Source organism: Bifidobacterium sp. MSTE12, assembly GCF_000513015.1.
GTDB classification, from domain to species: Bacteria; Actinomycetota; Actinomycetes; order Actinomycetales; family Bifidobacteriaceae; genus Bifidobacterium; species Bifidobacterium dentium.
Window position 1 is genome coordinate 1 of the sequence record NZ_AZYA01000015.1, and the last position, 16,721, is coordinate 16,721.

Consider the following 16,721-nt stretch of genomic DNA (forward strand, 5'->3'; position numbering starts at 1 on the left):
AACCACACAACAAGAACCAACCACCCAATACAGGAAACCCAGCGGTGGTATGTATTGGGTATGAGCAAGAAAATCGCAGTACTGACAGGCGCGGGTATTTCCACATCCGCAGGCATTCCCGACTTCCGTGGTCCGGACGGCGTTTGGACCAAGCATCCTGAGCAGATGAACGTCTACGACATCGACGCATTCCTCGCCAATGAGGAAGACCGCGAATATTCCTGGCGCTGGCAAAAAGAATCGCCAGTGTGGAACGCACAACCAGGCGAGGCGCACAAGGCGTTGGTCAAACTGGAACAGGCGGGCATGCTGACGCTTCTGGCCACGCAAAACTTTGATGCCCTACACGAGAAGGCCGGCAATAGCGACAACGTCATCGTGAATCTGCACGGCACCATCGGCACATCGCACTGCATGAAATGCCATGCCAAGTACGACACCGCCGACATCATGGCGAATCTTGACAACGAGCCAGACCCGCACTGTCACCGCAAACTACCGTACAGTGGCAGTATGCCTTGCAACGGCCTTATCAAAACCGATGTGGTCTACTTCGGCGAGGCGTTGCCGGACGGAGCCATGGAAAAGTCATATCGACTGGCTACGCAGGCCGACGAACTGTGGGTCATCGGCTCCACTCTGGAAGTGATGCCAGCGGCCAGCATCGTGCCGGTAGCCGCACAGGCAGGCGTGCCGATCACCATCATGAACATGGGGCACACGCAGTATGACCGCTTGGCCGACCGCCTGATCCGTGACGACATCGCGGTGGCGCTACCTCGCCTCGTCGACGAAACCATCACGGCAGAGCGCAACAGGCAGTAACTCGAGCGAATCGCAGAACATCACGTTTGAGCACCACCCCACGGCCCTACGCACAAAGCATGGTAGCGAATGTACCAAATACCCCCTAACTCGCCATCTGGCAGTCGTGTGAGCACTCCCGCCCGAATCGCCAAAGGCCACACTGGAAGTATGGCCATTTTTCAGCATCGGCAACGAGAGAATCTTCGAGCGTGCTCACACGACTGTCAGACGGCGAGTTAGGGGGCATTTTGCTCGGCTCTCTACACGTTGGTGGCCCCGATCCGCAGACGGATCGGGGCCACCAACGTAATACCCGGCAAATTCGCCGAACCACGAGCCTCAACGATCAGTAAATGCGCTTGGGCTGGAAACCGGCTTCCTTCAACGCCTCAAGAATGCGGTCGATGTGGTCAGGACCATTGGTCTCGACGGTCACGCCCAATGACACCGCATTGGTGTAGTGACCGGACGCCTTGAACTGGTCATGGTCCAACGCGATGACGTTGGCGCGCTCCTTGGCCAGTAGCGTGGCCACCTTGACGAGCTGGCCCGGGGTATCCGGCAGCTCGACCTCGAAATTCATGATGCGGCCGCGGGCGATCATGCCCTTCTGAATCACGGCGCCCATGGTCACAGTATCGATATTGCCACCCGACATGATCGGCACGACCACATGAGGCCCCTCAGCTGAGGCGAATTTGCGCGAGCGCAGATTTAGATGCTCCAACGCAGCCAGTGACACGGCACCGGCCGCTTCGACGACAAGTTTGTGCTTTTCGAGCATCAGCAGAATCATCTCGTTGATGTCGCGTTCGGAAACGGTGACGATGTCATCGAGGAACTCGTTAAGCAATGCGAACGGCAGGTCGCCCGGGCGCTTTACCGCGACGCCTTCCGCGGAAGTGACCACCTGGTCGGCGGACATCACACGACCGGCCGCCAGCGAATTCTTGTAGGCCGGAGAGCCTTCCGGGATGGCGCCAATCACGCGCACTTCCGGTTTGAAGGTCTTGACGGCGAGCGCAACGCCCGCACCCAGACCACCGCCGCCGAGCGGCACGACGATGTCAGTGACGTTCGGTACGTCCTCAAGAATCTCAAGGGCGATGGTACCTTGGCCGCAAATCACTTCGTAATCGTCGAACGGCGGCACGAAAATCATGCCCTGCTCTTCGGAGAGCTTGGCGGCATATGCCGCCGCCTCGTCGAACACATCACCGTGCAGCACCACATCGGCGCCGTATGCCTTGGTGGCGTCAACCTTAAGCGGCGGAGTGATGGTCGGCATGCAGATGGTGGCCTTGGCCCCACGCTCACGGGCCGCATAGGCCACACCTTGGGCGTGATTGCCCGCGGACGCGGTGACGATGCCTCGAGCCAGCTCCTCGTCGGTCAGGGAGGCGATCTTGTTGTAGGCGCCGCGGATCTTGAACGATCCGGTGACCTGAAGATTCTCAGGCTTGAGCAGAATCTCATGTCCGGTCATTTCGGACAACGTCGGAGACGGAATGATTTCCGTATGGCGTGCGGTGCCCGCGAGTCGTTCGGCGGCCAGTTTCAGTTCAGCTGCGTGATCGCGCTGCAATGCTTTGAGAACCTCTTTTTGTTCCATGAGCGCAATTGTAGGCGGACGTCTGCCGAAGTTGCGGGTCATGGGCCGGCATATGGGTGACGTTGCGTCATACCCCCCGCCAGTGGATGCCGGATGAATAAGAACACCCGGGAGGTTCCGTGATGAACCTGCCGGGTGACTTTGCAGAGAGTTATAGGGAAAGATCGATCAGAGCTGAATCACGACTCCCTCCCAACGAGCAAGCTCGCCGCGAGCGATCGACTTCACACTACGCATAGCATCATAGGTGCTCAGCAGTACTTGTGATTCGTTTATGCCGCCCGCAAGCAGGTCGGCGACTTGTGTTGGAACGTCGGACGACTTGTCAGAGACATTGACGATTACGAGAATCGTGTCGTCACCGCTGGTGCGGGTGAAGGCATACACCTGGTCATCGTCGGCGTCCAGTAGATTCCATTCGCCGGTTGCGATGGTCGCGTTGTTGTGGCGCATGGCGATGAGCTTCTTGTAGAAGCTGTACACGGACTCCGGGTCGTCGAACTCTTCGGCGGCGTTGATTTCCACACGGTTCGGATTGACGCTGATCCACGGCTCGGTCGCGGCGTCAGCGGCGGTGAAACCGGCATATTTGGACGCATCCCACTGCATCGGCGTGCGTGCGTTGTCGCGGCCGATTAATGCGAGGGCCGCCATCATGGATTCAGACGATTGGCATTTGGCTTCCTCCACGCGCTGACGGTAGGCGTTGATTGCCTCCAGATCGCGATACTGGCCAAGCTCGGTGAAGTGGGCGTTGGTCATGCCCAGTTCCTCGCCTTCGTAGATGTATGGGGTGCCACGGTGCATATGCAGCAGCATGCCGAACGCCTTGGCGCTCAGTTCGCGTGATTCACGGTCGGAGTCGTTGCCCCAGCGGGACACGACGCGTGGCTGATCGTGGTTGCAGAAGAACAGGCTGGCCCAGCCGGCGTTTTTTACGGCAGCCTGCTGGTCGGCCATACGGGCTCGCAGGTTCCTGACCTCGAACGGTACGACATCCCATTTGGAGACCGCCTGATCCACGCCGACGTGGTCGAACAGGAACAGCATGTCGAGTTCGCCGTTCTTTGGATCGGTGATGTGCTCGTTGCGAGCCGGGGTGACGCCCGGAGCTTCGCCCACGTTCATGAAACCTTCACGGCCCTCGAAGACCTCGCGACGCATTTCGGCGAGGAATTCATCGATGCGCGGACCGTCGGAGCAGAACGGGAACGGGCTGGAGTAGCCTTCCTCGCCGACTGGATTATCGGCGATTTCGGAGCCTTCCTCACCGGGTAGTTTGCCGTTGGCGTCGATGGTTTTGGAGATCTGCGTGATCACATCCATGCGGAAGCCGTCGATGCCGCGATCCATCCACCAGTTCATCATCTTGTAGACGGCCTTGCGAACCTCCGGATTCTCCCAGTTGAGGTCGGGCTGCTTCTTGGAATACTGGTGGAGGAAGTATTCGCCGCGCTTCGGATCGTACTGCCATGCGGAACCGCCGAAGTAGGAGCCCCACTGGTTCGGTTCGGCTCCCGGCGTGCCTGGCTCGTGCCCCGGCTTGGCGGGACGCCACCAGTACCAGTCGGCATGTGGGTCGCTCTTGTCTCGCGAAGCCTGGAACCAAGCATGCTCGTCGGAGGTGTGGTTGACGACCAGATCCATGATGACCTTCAGCCCGCGCTTATGGGCTTCGGCGAGCAACTCGTCCATATCTTCCAATGTGCCGAACAGCGGATCGATGTCCTGATAGTCGGAGATGTCGTAGCCGTTGTCGTCCTGCGGGGATTTGAAGACCGGAGACAGCCACAGCACATCCACGCCGAGGTCGGCGAGATAATCGAGCCGGCCGGTGATGCCCTTCAGGTCGCCGATGCCATCGCCGTTGGTGTCTTGGAAGGAGCGCGGATAGATTTGGTAGACCACCGCGTTCGCCCACCATGGGTTCGGGGTGGCGCCGTTGGAACGGACGGCGTCGGGAAGGGTGGAACGATTGAAATCAGTCATGTTCGTGAGCTCCTTTGCTACTGTGTCGGGGCAGAATTCCTAACTACTCCATGGTAAGTAAGTCATTTTTTCTTTCTTGCCCACGGCGCGTTTCGCAATGCAGGAAATGAATGTTTTTCAGCGGCAGATATACCAGACGGTGGATTCCGGCGGCACTTGATGCGAATCGGCATTATGGTTATCGTCGGCTCGTGAGCACAGCAACATCTTCGCCGCCGACGTCCGCGTTGAACAGCGCTACGTCGGTCTGATATTGGCCGGCGCCATCGATGGTGGCGGCCTCCATCAGGTCGCGCGGCATCACGAATAGGCATGCCATGCCCTGATATGCAAAAGCGGGAATCCCCGAAAACGAGGATTCCCGCTCGGCGCTGTGAAGTGTTACTTCACAGCGTCCTGCAACTAAGGACCACGCTTCGCGCGGACTCAGTGTCTACCTCACGGGACTCCACCTCGCAGCACGACTGCTCGGTTCGCCTACGGAGAGCCCACAGGGCTCTCCGTTTCACGGCTCGTCCCGCTCGGCGCTGTGAAGTGTTACTTCACAGCGCCCCTCATCACGCCGCCGACAACCCACTTCTGGGCGAAGACGTAGACGATGAGCACCGGAGCCATAGCCATCAGGTAGGAGGCGAAGGCCATCGGATAGTTCGAGGTGAACTGGCTCTGGAACACGTACTGTGCGAGCGGAATGGTCTGGTTGCTCTGATCGGTCAGGGTGATCAACGGCAGCAGGAAGTCATTCCATGCCCACAGTGCGGTCAGAATCGCAATGGTGGCGTTGATCGGTCCCATCAACGGGAAGATGATCGTCCAGAAAATGCGCCAGGTCGAAGCGCCGTCGATGCGCGCCGCCTCTTCCAACGACACCGGAATCGAACGGATGAAGCCGATCGCGATGAACAGGTTGGTGCCGATGCCGAGAATCGTGTACAGCACGATCAGGCCGAGCTGGTTGTCAAGGTGCAGCGAACCCATCTCCTTGGCGATCGGCAGCATGATCACGGTGAACGGCACGAACATCATCGCCAGGAAGAAGTAATACAGGAAGCGGAAGAATCGCTTATCCATATTTCTTGCGACCGCGTACGCCACGAAGGTGTTGGTCAGCAGCGTCAGCACCACCGCGCACACGGTGATGATCGCGGAATTGAGCGCTGCCTTCGGATAGTTCACCTTGTTCCATGCATCGGCGAAGTTATGCCATTCCCAGGAGGTCGGCAGGGTGAACGTGCCCGCCTCGCCCGGAGTCTTCAACGCGGTGACCACGGTGAAGTACAGCGGCACCAGCACGGTCAGGCTGAGCACGGCCACGGCCGCGGTAAGCCACCAGTTGATGTTGTGGTCCTTGCGGATCTTCTCCGGCTTGCCGGAGGACGCGGCGGTCTTTGCCGCAACAGTTGCGCTAGTCATGATTGCTTCCCCTTACTCTCTCAGACCTTTTCCTTGCCGCTGAAGAACTTCAGCTGCACGAATGCGAGGATTGCCAGCACGATGAAGAACGTGACCGCGTTCGCCATCTGATAGGAGTATTCGCCATTGCCCAAGCCGTTCTGGAAGATCAAGTACGACACGGTTTCGGTCTTGGAATCCGGGCCGCCCTTGGTCAACGCCATGATCTGGTCGAACGCGCCGAGCGAGTTCTTGAGGCTCAGAACCATGTTGATCGTGAAGAAGGGGCCGATCAGCGGGAAGGTGATCTGCCAGAAGTTCTGCCAAGCGTTCACGCCGTCGATGGACGCCGCTTCATAGATCTCGTTGTCGATGGTCTGCAGACCCGCCAGATACAGCAGGGTGGAGTAGGCCACGCCCTGCCAGATTGACAGGAACACGATCGGGAACCACGCCAGATCAGGATTGGAGATCATCGATGTGGACAGCCAGTCGATATGCAACGCCTGGCCGAGCTCCGGCAGCGGAGTCATGAAGATGTACTTGAACACGTAGCCGATGACCAGCACCGACAGGGTGTACGGAATGAAGAAGATCGCACGGAAGCCGTTCTTGAAGGCGATCCTGGAATTCAGAAGCACCGCCAGGAACATGCCGATGAAGTTCGTGCCAATCGTGATCAGCACCGCGATGAAAATCGTGAACATGTAGGCGTTGCCCACACGCGCATCCTGGAACATCGCGATGTAGTTCTTGAAGCCAATGAACTTGAAATCGCCATAGCCCTGCGAGTTGGTGAACGAATACGCCGCGCCCTGCAGGAACGGCCAGTACAGGAAGATCGCCACCAGAATCGCGGCCGGTATGGTCATCCAGTAGAACGCCGGATCGACCTTGCGCTTGGAGAATTTCGAAACCTTTTTCTTCGCAGGCTTCATTGCAGTATTGCCAGTCATGTCCGTGCCTCCTCTCACCTGAAGTTCCTAGCTTCGATCTTGTCGTATTCGGACTGCATGCTGTTCAGGAATTTGTCTTTGTTTCCCGTCTGGATCAACGTCTGCAGGAAGCCTGCGATGTTGATGCTGGCCGGCACATAGTGGTCGCAGAAGTCGGTCAGCTTGCCTGCCTTGTAGAAGCTCAGCACGCCGTTCAACGCGTCATCACCCACGTAGGTGTCCTTGTACGGAGTGAATGCGGACTGCTGCTTGGAGTAGTCCTTCACGTTCTCCTCGCTCATGAGGAAGTCCACGAATTCGCGCGCCTCTTTCTCATGCTTGGTGTGTGCGCCCATGGTCAGCATCACGTCATCGCCGGCGGTGAGCTGCTGCTCCTTGACATTGTCGGTGGCCGGCATCTGCGCGAAGCGGAGGTTGGCCTTCTTGTTGATCAGGCGCACCTGTGGAATCGCATATGTACCCAGCGGCAGAATTGCCGCCTTGCCGCCTGCCAGATCCTGCGTGGCCTGCTGGTAGGTGACGGCCGGATTCTTCTGCGTGTAGTTCTGATAGATTTCAATCAACTCGTCGCTGACCGTGCTCCACAGGTCGGAGAACGTCTTGGAGCCATCTTTGAGCTTGCTGTATTCCGACTCCGGCACCAGCGTGGAGTTGAGGGAAGACAGCGGGGCCTGCAGTGTCCACGGATCGGCGGTACTCGCTTCGATAGGCGTGAGGCCCTTCGCCTTGAACCGCTTGAGCAGTGCGATGAATTCGCTCCAGGTCTGCGGAGGATTGTCGGGGTCCTCGCCGGCAGCCTCCCACACGTCGGCGTTGATGATATAGCCGCTTGCGTTGCCGGCATACGGAATGGCGTACAGACGCTTCTTGGACTGGTCCTCCGTCTGCACCAGGCTCTTGGCGATCTTCACCATGCCCGGATTAAGCTTATCGACGATTTCGTCATCGGTGAAGTCATGGAACACGCCCGCCTCAGCCAGCATGCCGTAATTGATGTCGCCGTTGATGGTGATGACGTCAGGTTCACGGTTTTTCACCAAGCGCGTACGCAAATCGGTGGTTGCATCAGAGGAATTGTTGACGTTGATCTTGATGTTGGGATGGGTCTTCTCGAATTCGCGGGCCTTCGCCGTGAACCAATCCGCAGCCTCGGCTTTGAATTGGAAGAAATCCAACGTAACGGTTCCCGCGGTGCTGTTGCCGCAGCCGGCGAGGCCGGCCGTAATCGCAACTGCACATGCAGCGGTAAGCGCACGGTATGCAATCCTCCTGATCTTGCCTACACTGGTTGTGGAATCAGGTTTCATTCTCGACTCCTTGCTACTTCCTTGTTTGCGGCAATCGCGGCATCTTTACCACGCCGCCGTTATCTAGGATGCTAGATGGAGACGGTTTTCATTCCCAGCGCCTGCGTGCCCTCGGCCAGCGGAAACTAAACGTCGAGATTTTGTTATTCTGAGAAAGTAAATCGGCACGAAGGAACGTACACATGGCAGATTCTCCTCTTCCACAGTGGTTCGACGGCTCGAGCTATACCCACAAAGTGGCGGCCAGCATCATGAAATACGGGCCGATCGCACGCATCACGCTAGCGCAGATCCTCGGTCTTTCGCAGGGAGCAATCTCGCGCATCACCAGCGATCTGATTTACGCCGGCGTTGTCGAAGAGACTCCGATGGCCGCCGATCAGACGGGCAAATTACCGAGAGGATTCACGACGAAAGAGAACGGCGAGCGTCGTGGCCGTCCGCAGACGGGACTGCGCATCATCACGAATGCACGCACGTTCGTGGGCATCAAATTGAACGCCTCGCTCGCTTCCGCCGTGGCCGTGAACGCAGGCGGGCATATCATCACCGGCTGCCACGAGCAAGCGATTGACGATGCCTCGCCGGAAGTCGTGGTGCAGATCATCAAACGGCTGATCACAGACTGCTCCAGCGAGGCCGCAATGGCCGGATGGCCGAAGCCTTGCGCGGCCGGCATTTCGATCGGCGGCCACGTGGTGAATGATTCGGTGGTAACGTTCGCGCCGTTCATGCACTGGTCGCAACCAGTGCATCTTTCGCAGATGGTACATGCGGCCACCGGACTGCCGACCGGCATCTACAACGACATCGATTCGTTGCTGGTGGATGCCTGCTGGTTCGGCTCGGGAGTGGGACTGAGCAGCTTCGCCGTGCTCACGGTCGGGGTGGGCGTGGGCTATTCGCTGGCGCTGAACGGCGAACTGGTGAACTGCCCGGACAAATCCTACGGTCTGGTGGGGCATATTCTGGTTGATCCGGAAGGTCCACGCTGCGTATCCGGCCACAAGGGATGCGCGCAATGTTTGAGCGACGACTCCATCGTGGAGGAATACTCCCATGCCATCGGCCACGTGGTCACATTCGCCGATTTCGCCCGCGACGCCAAAGCGAATGTGCCGCAGGCCACGAAACTCGTGAACCGTACATGCTTCCGGCTGGGAACGCTGGTGGCGACGATTGCGAACATCGCCATGCCGGAGAAAATCATGATTGCAGGCGAATCGTCGTTCATCGCCCAGCTTGGCATCGATGACCTGCGCAACGGCATCAACAACTATCGGCACAGCCAGGCCGCACCGGTGGATTTCGAGATTCCCGACCACGACTGGGCGCTATGGGCCAAGGCCGCAGCCGCTCAGGCCATCCGTCAGTATGTAAGCTAACGTGATTCCCGTTCGGGGGGAGAATCGTGGCGAAAAATGCCGCACCGCAAAATCTCAAGTCGACATACCTGGCTGATGCCGAGCCTGCACGGTGTACTCGTAACGATATGGCCGTGCACGCTTGCCATGTGAGGTGCTTTTAGCGGGTCGTGCGTCCAGCAACTTCCTTCGAGCCGGATTTCCTAAACCCATACCCTTGGAAAATGGCGGTTTTTATGAGCAGTTCAGACCGTATCGACCTAGGTACCATGCCCGATTCGTCACAAAGTTCCTATTCGCGGATCGTGTTTGCATGAATCGCCGCAACCGAACGGAAGTACTCTCTTGCATCCATGGATATCATGCAAAACGGCTTCCTCCGAATCGAACCGCACTCCATCGATCATCCTCAATCCGACAATCAGCGCGGCGCAATCTTCGAAAGAAGCCGTTAAGCAACTTTAGGCCGTCAGATTTCCACGACCTTGAACAGGACGGCCTGAGCGGGGTGGAGGGACGGCGGGCGAATGCCGTAGGTCTCGAGCGCACGGCCGGTCATCTTCACGCCTTCAGGATTCCACCAGCCGAGCGGGCTCTGGCCATTGGTGATGTCCTGCTTGATCAGATCGAGACTCACGTCAAGCGGTGACACCTCGTACACCTTGTCCGGATCGAGGCCTGGCAGACGCACCGGTGCGGCTGGGTAGGTCTGCGAAGTGGTCAGTTGCGTGAAGCGGTAGATTGCGGCGGCCTTGTTCGGCATGACGCAACCATCCACGCGTACGGCCGGATCGGCGGCATCGGAATGCACCACCGTATCGACGGCGAACCATTCACGATGCTTTTTGAACTCGGCGACCCATTCGGCAAGCTTGTCGATGTCGGCCTGCGGCTCCTTAAGCAGGTTCCATTCGATGCCCATGTGCCCGAAGAACGCCATGGCCATGCGCAACTCCTGCGAAGTGGCACGGTGCGTGGAATGTGCGGGGGAAGCGCCCACATGTTCACCGATCATCTCCGGAGGCACGAGCAGCGAGGTGTAGCGTTGAATATCGGCGCGTTCCACCGGATCGACACAGTCGGAGCCCCAGATACGGTCGGCCACTTCGAGGATGCCGAGATCCACACGGCCACCGCCAGAGGAGCAGCTTTCGATTTCGAGCCCCGGGTGAGCGGCCTTCAGATCGGTGAAGATCCTATAGACGGCAAGCGTCTGCTCATGCACCGCCGGACGGCCGGAATACGGCGAAACGGCTTCGGTGACGAGCTTGTTGTGATCCCATTTGATGTAATCGATGCCAAGTTCGCCGACGAGCTTGTTCATGGCGCCATACACATAGGCATAGGCGTCGGGATTGGTCAGGTCGACGACCTGCTGGGTGCGCCCCTGCATCGGCAGACGACCGGCGGTGGGCTTCAGGACCCAATCCGGATGCGCGCGGAACATGTCGGAATCGGGGTTGACCATTTCCGGCTCGAACCACAGGCCGAACTCAAGACCCTTGCCGTGCACATAGTCGGCGAGCGCCTTCAGCGACTTGTCGCCGTCAGGCCACACATCCTGCGAAATCTCCCAGTCGCCGAGGCCGGAAGTGTCATCACGGCGGGAGCCGAACCAACCGTCATCCACCACAAAGCGTTCCACACCGCTTTCCACGGCCTTGTCGGCCAGTGCGGTGAGGGTGTCGTAGTCGTGGTTGAAATAGACGGCCTCCCAAGTGTTGAGGATGACCGGACGCGGCTTGGGGGCAATGCCGTGCTTGGCGTTCCAGTCGCGATGCGCGTTGCGGATGAACGAATGGAATCGGGAGGCGACTTCGTTGAGTCCCTCGCCAAAGGATCCACACACCCATGGGGTCGTGTATTCTTCGCCGCCGGCCAGCGTGATTTCACCGCCGAAAAGCATTTCGCCGCCGCCGAGCATACCGGTGGTGTAAGGCAGTCGCTCCGCGGAGAGCACGCTGTTGCCGCTCCATGCGACATGTGCGGAATAGACGTTGCCACGGGTGAATCCAAAGCCGGTTTCGCCGAGGGAAAGCAGCAGGGTTGCATCGAAATCAGGGCGACCGGTCATCGAGACCTTTTCGAAACGACCGACGGTCAGCGGCTGACGTTGCGGCGAGCGCTCACGCAGATGATGGCCGGTGGTGGTGAGGATTTCGGTGGCGTCGGCCGGCACGGGGAAGCCAAGTTCCACCTTGCCGACTTCGAGCAGGCCGTCGCCGGTGTTGATTACGGTAGCCTGCTGGCGTACGAGACCGCTCACGTCGATTTCGCAGGTCCAGATGAGTTTCACACCCTGTTCCACGTCTTCGGCGGTGGCGGTGATGGTCGGCGTCCGCTTTGGTTCGGAGGCTACGTTCCACTGTGGATAGCCGTTCTTCACGGTCATCTCGTAGACGTTGCCGTCTTCCACGGTTTCGGCCTTGATGTCGGTGACGGCGAACTTGCAGAACAGCTCGCGGCCGTCGCGACGGATTTCAAAACGCTTGGCGCCGATCCAGGATTCGGATTGGGTCGGTAGCACGCTCGGCCATGCGGTGTAGTCGAGCGCACCGGAGACGCGTTGCGGATGCAGGGCGTCGTATAGTCCGATCACGGTTTCAGGGGCGGACAGCGGACGACCCCAATACACCAGTCGCGGCAGCTCGCTACCGGGGAACACGATGGCAAGGGCCACGCCGCTGGCCGACTGTTCAGCATAGACGGCGGTCAGTGCAGTACCGTCGGAAGCGGATCCTTGAAACGATTGAATGAGCGTCATTGCAACATCCTTTGATATGCGAGTGATTCCTTATATGACGTTTTCGATGCTACGGCAACCGTTTTTCCTTGACCCACCGCAGCGTGTTTCTTATTTTCGGAAAGTAATTCGAACGTTCGCTACGATTCCATACGGCATTCCGTGGGGACGATTCCTGTCAGCGGATTCGTTTGTCGGTGAAAAAATCCGTGAGGATCCGCGCACATTCCGATTCGTGCATGCCGCCGATGACTTCCGGGACGCTGCCGATATGCGGATCACGGGGAATATCCCAAACCGAGCCGCATGCACCAAGCTTGGCATCCCACGCCCCGAAGACGATGCGGCCGATATGCGTCTGCAAGCAGGCGCCTGCGCACATCGGGCAAGGTTCGAGCGTGACGATAAGCGTGCAATCGGCAAGGTTCCAAGTACCGAGTGCATGCGCGGCCTCAGTCATGGCCTTGACCTCGGCATGGGCCAACGGATCGCGGTCGGCCTCCCGCAGGTTGCGACCCCGGCCGATCACCTGTCCGGCGGCATCCAATACCACGGCCCCGACGGGTACCTCCCCTTCGGCGGCCGCTTCACGTGCCAACCGAAGCGCGACTTCCATACCTGCATCCCATGCCATGCCTCCAGTGTACGAAACACGCACATTAATACCCCTTGGTAGTCTGGATTCGGCGGGGAAATCACGCGCGAAGGAGGCACGTTGGCAGTATTCGAACTCATCCTATGCATTATCGCTGCCGTCGTATTGTCCTCATTCCTCAGCCGCTTTATTCCCAAGGTCTCCACCCCGCTCGTGCAGATCGCATTGGGGGCATTGGCCACGCAAATGCCGTTCTTTCCGGACGTCACGCTCGACCCGGAACTGTTCATGGTGTTGTTCATTGCGCCGCTGCTGTATCTCGAGGCGCATGAAATCGACAAACGCGAGCTGCTGCGCTCAGTCAAATTGTCGTTGTCCCTAGCCATCGGATTGGCCATCGCCACCATGGTGGCGGTCGGTTTCGTCCTCCACTCCATATGGCCTTCGATCACTCTCGCCGCGGCCCTTGCACTTGGTGCCGCACTGGGACCTACCGATGCGGTGGCGGTATCGTCTCTTGGCAAGGAGGCCGCACTGACACAGCGTCAGGCTGGCGTGCTGAAGGGTGAATCCCTGTTCAATGACGCTTCCGGCATCGTCGGCTTCCAGTTCGCCATAGCGGCGGCCATCAGCGGAGTCTTTGAAATCGGTCAGTCGGCAACGCAATTCGTCGTGTCGTTCTTTGGTGGAGCCATTTTCGGCCTGGCCATGGGCATGATTGCCGATGTGCTGTTCGAATCGCTGCGTTCCGTCGGTTGGGAGACGACTACCAGCAGAATCCTCATGGAGCTTTTCCTACCGTTCCTGCTGTATCTGGGTGCGGAAGCGGCGCATGTCTCCGGCATTCTCGCAGTCGTCGCCGCCGGTCTGACCATCCGCTTCGACCATACCGGCATCGGACCGAACGTGGCACGCACGAACATCGTATCGTCAAGCGTATGGGGCGTACTGTCGTTCACGCTGAACGGTACCGTGTTCATTCTGCTCGGCATGCTGCTCCCGGATGCGATGAGCGCCAGCTGGGATGATCCGACGGTCAGCAACTGGCGGCTGCTGATGGCCATCCTGACCGTTTCCGCAGTGGTGATCGTCATGCGTTTCCTATGGATTTCGCTCATGCTGCGCGTCGCCCGTGATACGACCACGCACAAGCGTCGCAAGATGACGTTGGCACGTTGGCGATCGGCCGCCGTCATGACGTTCGGCGGACCGAAAGGCACCATCACGCTATCGTTGATGTTCACCATCCCCTACACCGTCAGCAGCGGCGAATGGTTCCCGATGCGTGACGAGCTGATCTTCATCGCGGGTGGCGTAATCGTGGTGACGCTGCTGCTCGCCAACTTCCTGCTGCCGTTGCTCGCGCCGAACCGCAATAAAGACGCTTCCGTGGAGATGAGCGAAATCACCATCGAGGTGCTGCGTCGAACCGTAGAGGAGCTGACGGGGCGAGTCACGCCCGACAATCGCAAGGCCGTGCTCATGATCATCGATTCCTACACGAAGCGCATCACACGGCTTAAGCAGCGCATCGGCGAAACCGACCCGCAGGGCTACATGCAACTGCAGATTGCCGCGCTCAACTGGGAGAAAGAGTATGTGAAGGCGCGATTGGCCGACGTGAAGGCGCATCCGAGCGAGAACAAGGCGGCCAACGACTTGGAAGCCGAAGCCTGCGAACGTCTGCTCGATCAGATCATGAACTCGTTGCGCCATATCGAGACCGCCCATGATTCCGGACGCACCATCTGGCAGCTGAAAGGCCGGTTCAGGGCGCTGCAACGCCGTACGGGCATGTTCGTACGCCGCGTGAACAGCAAGATTCGCCGCACCACGCCGTTGTTCAGCGACGACGAGCTATTCGCCCATACGCGCACCGTGCAGGTGGACGCGATCGAGCACGTGATCGATCGACTGTATGAGGAGATGGGCAAGGATACGTACAACACCGAGCATTGTTCCGGCCTGTTGCTGGATTACCGTCGAGGCGAGGCCGCGCTGCGCGCACGCCCGAATGTGGGCGACAGCGCCGAAGCACAGGCGCAGGCCGAAGAGGTCAAACGCGAGAGCTACGGCATCGAGCTCGGTGTGATTCAGGACATGTACGAAGCAGGCGACATCACCCGCGCACAGTCCAAGCAGCTGCGCCGCAACGTCTACGTGATGAGCGTCGACGCCGATGCCCAGATCTGAATTCTGCACTACAGCGAGCGAGACGAATCCGAGTCGAAAAATCCACAACGATATCCGAGATTCGCAATTCCCAGAAAGTTCACAGAAAACCTCAGCCATGCACTCAGAAAGGACTGCTTATATAAGAAGCATCAGCAAACAGCAGCTGGTCAGGAGCCACATCAGTTCCCGAAAATTGAACCCTTTCTTCTTCTCTCTCCTTTCTCTCCCCGGTGGCGATCCCACCGGGGTCTTCTTTTTTCCACCGGCAACATTCAGCCATCGCGTCGCGCGCTATATTGAGAGGCATGAACGAAGCACTCGAAGGCAATCTGATCGGACGCGAATCGAATGTGGTACCGGGCCGTTTCGGCGAGCCGTTGCAGGTAGCATACGCGCAGTATTCACCTGGCGGCGGCTGTGCGGCCCCACGGCGGCCACTGTTCCTATGCCTGCATGGCTGGGGTTCGAATGAGGCCGATCTTGCCGATATGATGCGCTACGTCGCCCCATATAACGATTTCGCCTCGCTGCGTGCGCCGCTCGTGTTGCAAGAGGCCGGTTCGGGCGAATTCGGCTTCGGCCAGGGCGCCTATTCCTGGTTCCATGATTGCGTACCTTCCGGCGATGATTTGGACCGCGATGCGTTCGCTGCGGCGAGCGCGATTGATGACTGGGTCGCTGAGAACGTTCCCGAAGACCGTGCCGTCGTGCCGATTGGCTTTTCGCAGGGAGGCCTGCTTGCGATTCATCTGCTGCGGGTCCACCCGGAACGCTATCTTGCGTCGGTTTCGTTGTCCGGTTTCCTCTCGCCGGGGTCCGTTGCCGGTACCGCGCCCGCCGATGATCGTCTGGCCGCGCTCAACGTACCGGTTTTCTATGGGTACGGCAACAGCGATACCGTGATTCCCAAGCCGGAGATCTTCGCCACCGCCGCCTGGCTGGACGAACACACGTTCCTGACTGCGAAAGGCTACCGTGGCCTCGACCATGCCGTCAGCCTCGATGAGTTCAGCGATCTGCGAGACTGGCTGGCCATGCACGACATCGCACCAGGCGTGCTGTAGTCCGGCGAGGTGGCAGGGCCGCCCCGCGTTATAGCGGCAACGCGCTAGACTGATGGACAGTGTGGTTTTTGCGCGCGAAGAGTGCGCGGTTACGACTTGAAGGAGTTTTGATGCTGCTGTCCGATCGCGACATTCTCGCCGCTCAGGCCGACGGTCATATCTCACTTGATCCGTGGACTCCGGAAATGGTGCAGCCGGCTTCGATCGATGTACGTTTGGACCGCTTCTTCCGCCTGTTCAACAATCATGCGTACACGTATGTCGATCCGGCGGAGAATCAGGGCGAGCTGACCGAACAGTTCGAGGTCGCTGCGGACGAGCCGTGGATCCTGCACCCGGGCGAGTTCGCACTGGGCTCCACTTGGGAGTACGTGAAGCTGGATTCGACCGTCGCGGCACGATTGGAAGGCAAGAGCTCTCTGGGTCGCTTGGGCATTCTGACCCATTCCACCGCGGGATTCATCGACCCGGGCTTCGAGGGGCATATCACATTGGAGCTATCCAACGTGTCCACGTTGCCGGTGAAGCTGTGGCCGGGCATGAAAATCGGCCAGATGTGCTTCTTCCGGTTGAGTTCGCCAGCCGAGCACCCATACGGCTCGCAGGGCACCGGCTCGCATTATCAGGGCCAGCGCGGGCCGACACCGAGCCGCTCGTATGTGAATTTTTACAAGGCCGAGATCCAAGACTGATCGGCCCTTAAGCCGTTTGGCTTCG

The 16,721-nt window shown here is 59.0% G+C and carries 13 protein-coding genes; 5 read left to right on the forward strand and 8 right to left on the reverse strand.

Annotated elements, in window-relative coordinates:
* Nucleotides 1–60: 60 nt before the first annotated feature.
* On the forward strand, nt 61–825 hold the full coding sequence (locus HMPREF1494_RS04310) for a Sir2 family NAD-dependent protein deacetylase (RefSeq protein ID WP_034520044.1): 765 nt from the start codon (nt 61–63) through the stop codon (nt 823–825).
* A 328-nt stretch (nt 826–1,153) separates the two neighbouring features.
* On the opposite strand, the gene ilvA is transcribed toward HMPREF1494_RS04310, so the two are convergent.
* The 6 genes from ilvA to HMPREF1494_RS04335 form a co-directional block, all read right to left on the reverse strand.
* Nucleotides 1,154–2,419 carry a threonine ammonia-lyase gene (gene ilvA, locus HMPREF1494_RS04315; protein ID WP_003838478.1) on the reverse strand — a complete coding sequence of 422 codons (1,266 nt, stop codon included), beginning with the start codon at nt 2,417–2,419 and terminating at the stop codon, nt 1,154–1,156.
* A gap of 168 nt (nt 2,420–2,587) precedes the next feature.
* On the reverse strand, nt 2,588–4,408 hold the full coding sequence (locus tag HMPREF1494_RS04320) for a glycoside hydrolase family 13 protein (RefSeq protein WP_034520047.1): 1,821 nt from the start codon (nt 4,406–4,408) through the stop codon (nt 2,588–2,590).
* A gap of 178 nt (nt 4,409–4,586) precedes the next feature.
* A complete protein-coding gene (locus HMPREF1494_RS11435) occupies nt 4,587–4,727 on the reverse strand; it encodes a hypothetical protein (protein WP_155807150.1) in 141 nt (46 codons plus the stop codon).
* A 218-nt stretch (nt 4,728–4,945) separates the two neighbouring features.
* Nucleotides 4,946–5,821 (reverse strand): carbohydrate ABC transporter permease, encoded by an 876-nt coding sequence (locus HMPREF1494_RS04325; RefSeq protein ID WP_003843078.1) that lies wholly within the window; start codon nt 5,819–5,821, stop codon nt 4,946–4,948.
* A 20-nt stretch (nt 5,822–5,841) separates the two neighbouring features.
* A complete protein-coding gene (locus tag HMPREF1494_RS04330; RefSeq protein ID WP_012902605.1) occupies nt 5,842–6,756 on the reverse strand; it encodes a carbohydrate ABC transporter permease in 915 nt (304 codons plus the stop codon).
* A 14-nt stretch (nt 6,757–6,770) separates the two neighbouring features.
* Nucleotides 6,771–8,063, reverse strand: coding sequence for an ABC transporter substrate-binding protein (locus HMPREF1494_RS04335; protein WP_034520053.1), 1,293 nt, complete (start codon nt 8,061–8,063; stop codon nt 6,771–6,773).
* Nucleotides 8,064–8,245: 182 nt separating this feature from the next.
* On the opposite strand from HMPREF1494_RS04335, the gene HMPREF1494_RS04340 reads away from it, so the two are divergent.
* Complete coding sequence (locus HMPREF1494_RS04340) at nt 8,246–9,448, forward strand: ROK family protein (protein ID WP_034520055.1); 1,203 nt, start codon at nt 8,246–8,248, stop codon at nt 9,446–9,448.
* A gap of 448 nt (nt 9,449–9,896) precedes the next feature.
* Here HMPREF1494_RS04340 and HMPREF1494_RS04345 read toward each other — a convergent pair whose 3' ends face one another.
* Nucleotides 9,897–12,191 (reverse strand): alpha-galactosidase, encoded by a 2,295-nt coding sequence (locus HMPREF1494_RS04345; protein ID WP_034520059.1) that lies wholly within the window; start codon nt 12,189–12,191, stop codon nt 9,897–9,899.
* Nucleotides 12,192–12,348: 157 nt separating this feature from the next.
* The gene (locus HMPREF1494_RS04350) at nt 12,349–12,804 is read right to left on the reverse strand and encodes a nucleoside deaminase (RefSeq protein WP_003838461.1); all 456 of its coding nucleotides are present in this window, start codon (nt 12,802–12,804) and stop codon (nt 12,349–12,351) included.
* An 81-nt stretch (nt 12,805–12,885) separates the two neighbouring features.
* Between HMPREF1494_RS04350 and HMPREF1494_RS04355 the strand changes: the two genes are divergently transcribed.
* From HMPREF1494_RS04355 to dcd, 3 genes are all read left to right on the forward strand, one after another.
* Nucleotides 12,886–14,958, forward strand: coding sequence for a Na+/H+ antiporter (locus HMPREF1494_RS04355; RefSeq protein WP_003838459.1), 2,073 nt, complete (start codon nt 12,886–12,888; stop codon nt 14,956–14,958).
* Between the two features lie 287 nt (nt 14,959–15,245).
* Nucleotides 15,246–16,004, forward strand: a complete 759-nt coding sequence (locus tag HMPREF1494_RS04360) for an alpha/beta hydrolase (RefSeq protein WP_034520068.1) — start codon at nt 15,246–15,248, stop codon at nt 16,002–16,004.
* Between the two features lie 110 nt (nt 16,005–16,114).
* Complete coding sequence (gene dcd, locus HMPREF1494_RS04365) at nt 16,115–16,696, forward strand: dCTP deaminase (RefSeq protein WP_003838455.1); 582 nt, start codon at nt 16,115–16,117, stop codon at nt 16,694–16,696.
* Nucleotides 16,697–16,721 lie beyond the last annotated feature (25 nt).

Excerpts from the sequence above, each read along its gene's own strand:
- HMPREF1494_RS04310 (WP_034520044.1), top strand. The coding sequence starts at position 61 with ATGAGCAAGAAAATCGCAGTACTGACAGGCGCGGGTATTTCCACATCC.
- ilvA (WP_003838478.1), bottom strand. The coding sequence starts at position 2,419 with ATGGAACAAAAAGAGGTTCTCAAAGCATTGCAGCGCGATCACGCAGCT.
- HMPREF1494_RS04320 (WP_034520047.1), bottom strand. The coding sequence starts at position 4,408 with ATGACTGATTTCAATCGTTCCACCCTTCCCGACGCCGTCCGTTCCAAC.
- HMPREF1494_RS11435 (WP_155807150.1), bottom strand. The coding sequence starts at position 4,727 with ATGGCATGCCTATTCGTGATGCCGCGCGACCTGATGGAGGCCGCCACC.
- HMPREF1494_RS04325 (WP_003843078.1), bottom strand. The coding sequence starts at position 5,821 with ATGACTAGCGCAACTGTTGCGGCAAAGACCGCCGCGTCCTCCGGCAAG.
- HMPREF1494_RS04330 (WP_012902605.1), bottom strand. The coding sequence starts at position 6,756 with ATGACTGGCAATACTGCAATGAAGCCTGCGAAGAAAAAGGTTTCGAAA.
- HMPREF1494_RS04335 (WP_034520053.1), bottom strand. The coding sequence starts at position 8,063 with ATGAAACCTGATTCCACAACCAGTGTAGGCAAGATCAGGAGGATTGCA.
- HMPREF1494_RS04340 (WP_034520055.1), top strand. The coding sequence starts at position 8,246 with ATGGCAGATTCTCCTCTTCCACAGTGGTTCGACGGCTCGAGCTATACC.
- HMPREF1494_RS04345 (WP_034520059.1), bottom strand. The coding sequence starts at position 12,191 with ATGACGCTCATTCAATCGTTTCAAGGATCCGCTTCCGACGGTACTGCA.
- HMPREF1494_RS04350 (WP_003838461.1), bottom strand. The coding sequence starts at position 12,804 with ATGGCATGGGATGCAGGTATGGAAGTCGCGCTTCGGTTGGCACGTGAA.
- HMPREF1494_RS04360 (WP_034520068.1), top strand. The coding sequence starts at position 15,246 with ATGAACGAAGCACTCGAAGGCAATCTGATCGGACGCGAATCGAATGTG.
- dcd (WP_003838455.1), top strand. The coding sequence starts at position 16,115 with ATGCTGCTGTCCGATCGCGACATTCTCGCCGCTCAGGCCGACGGTCAT.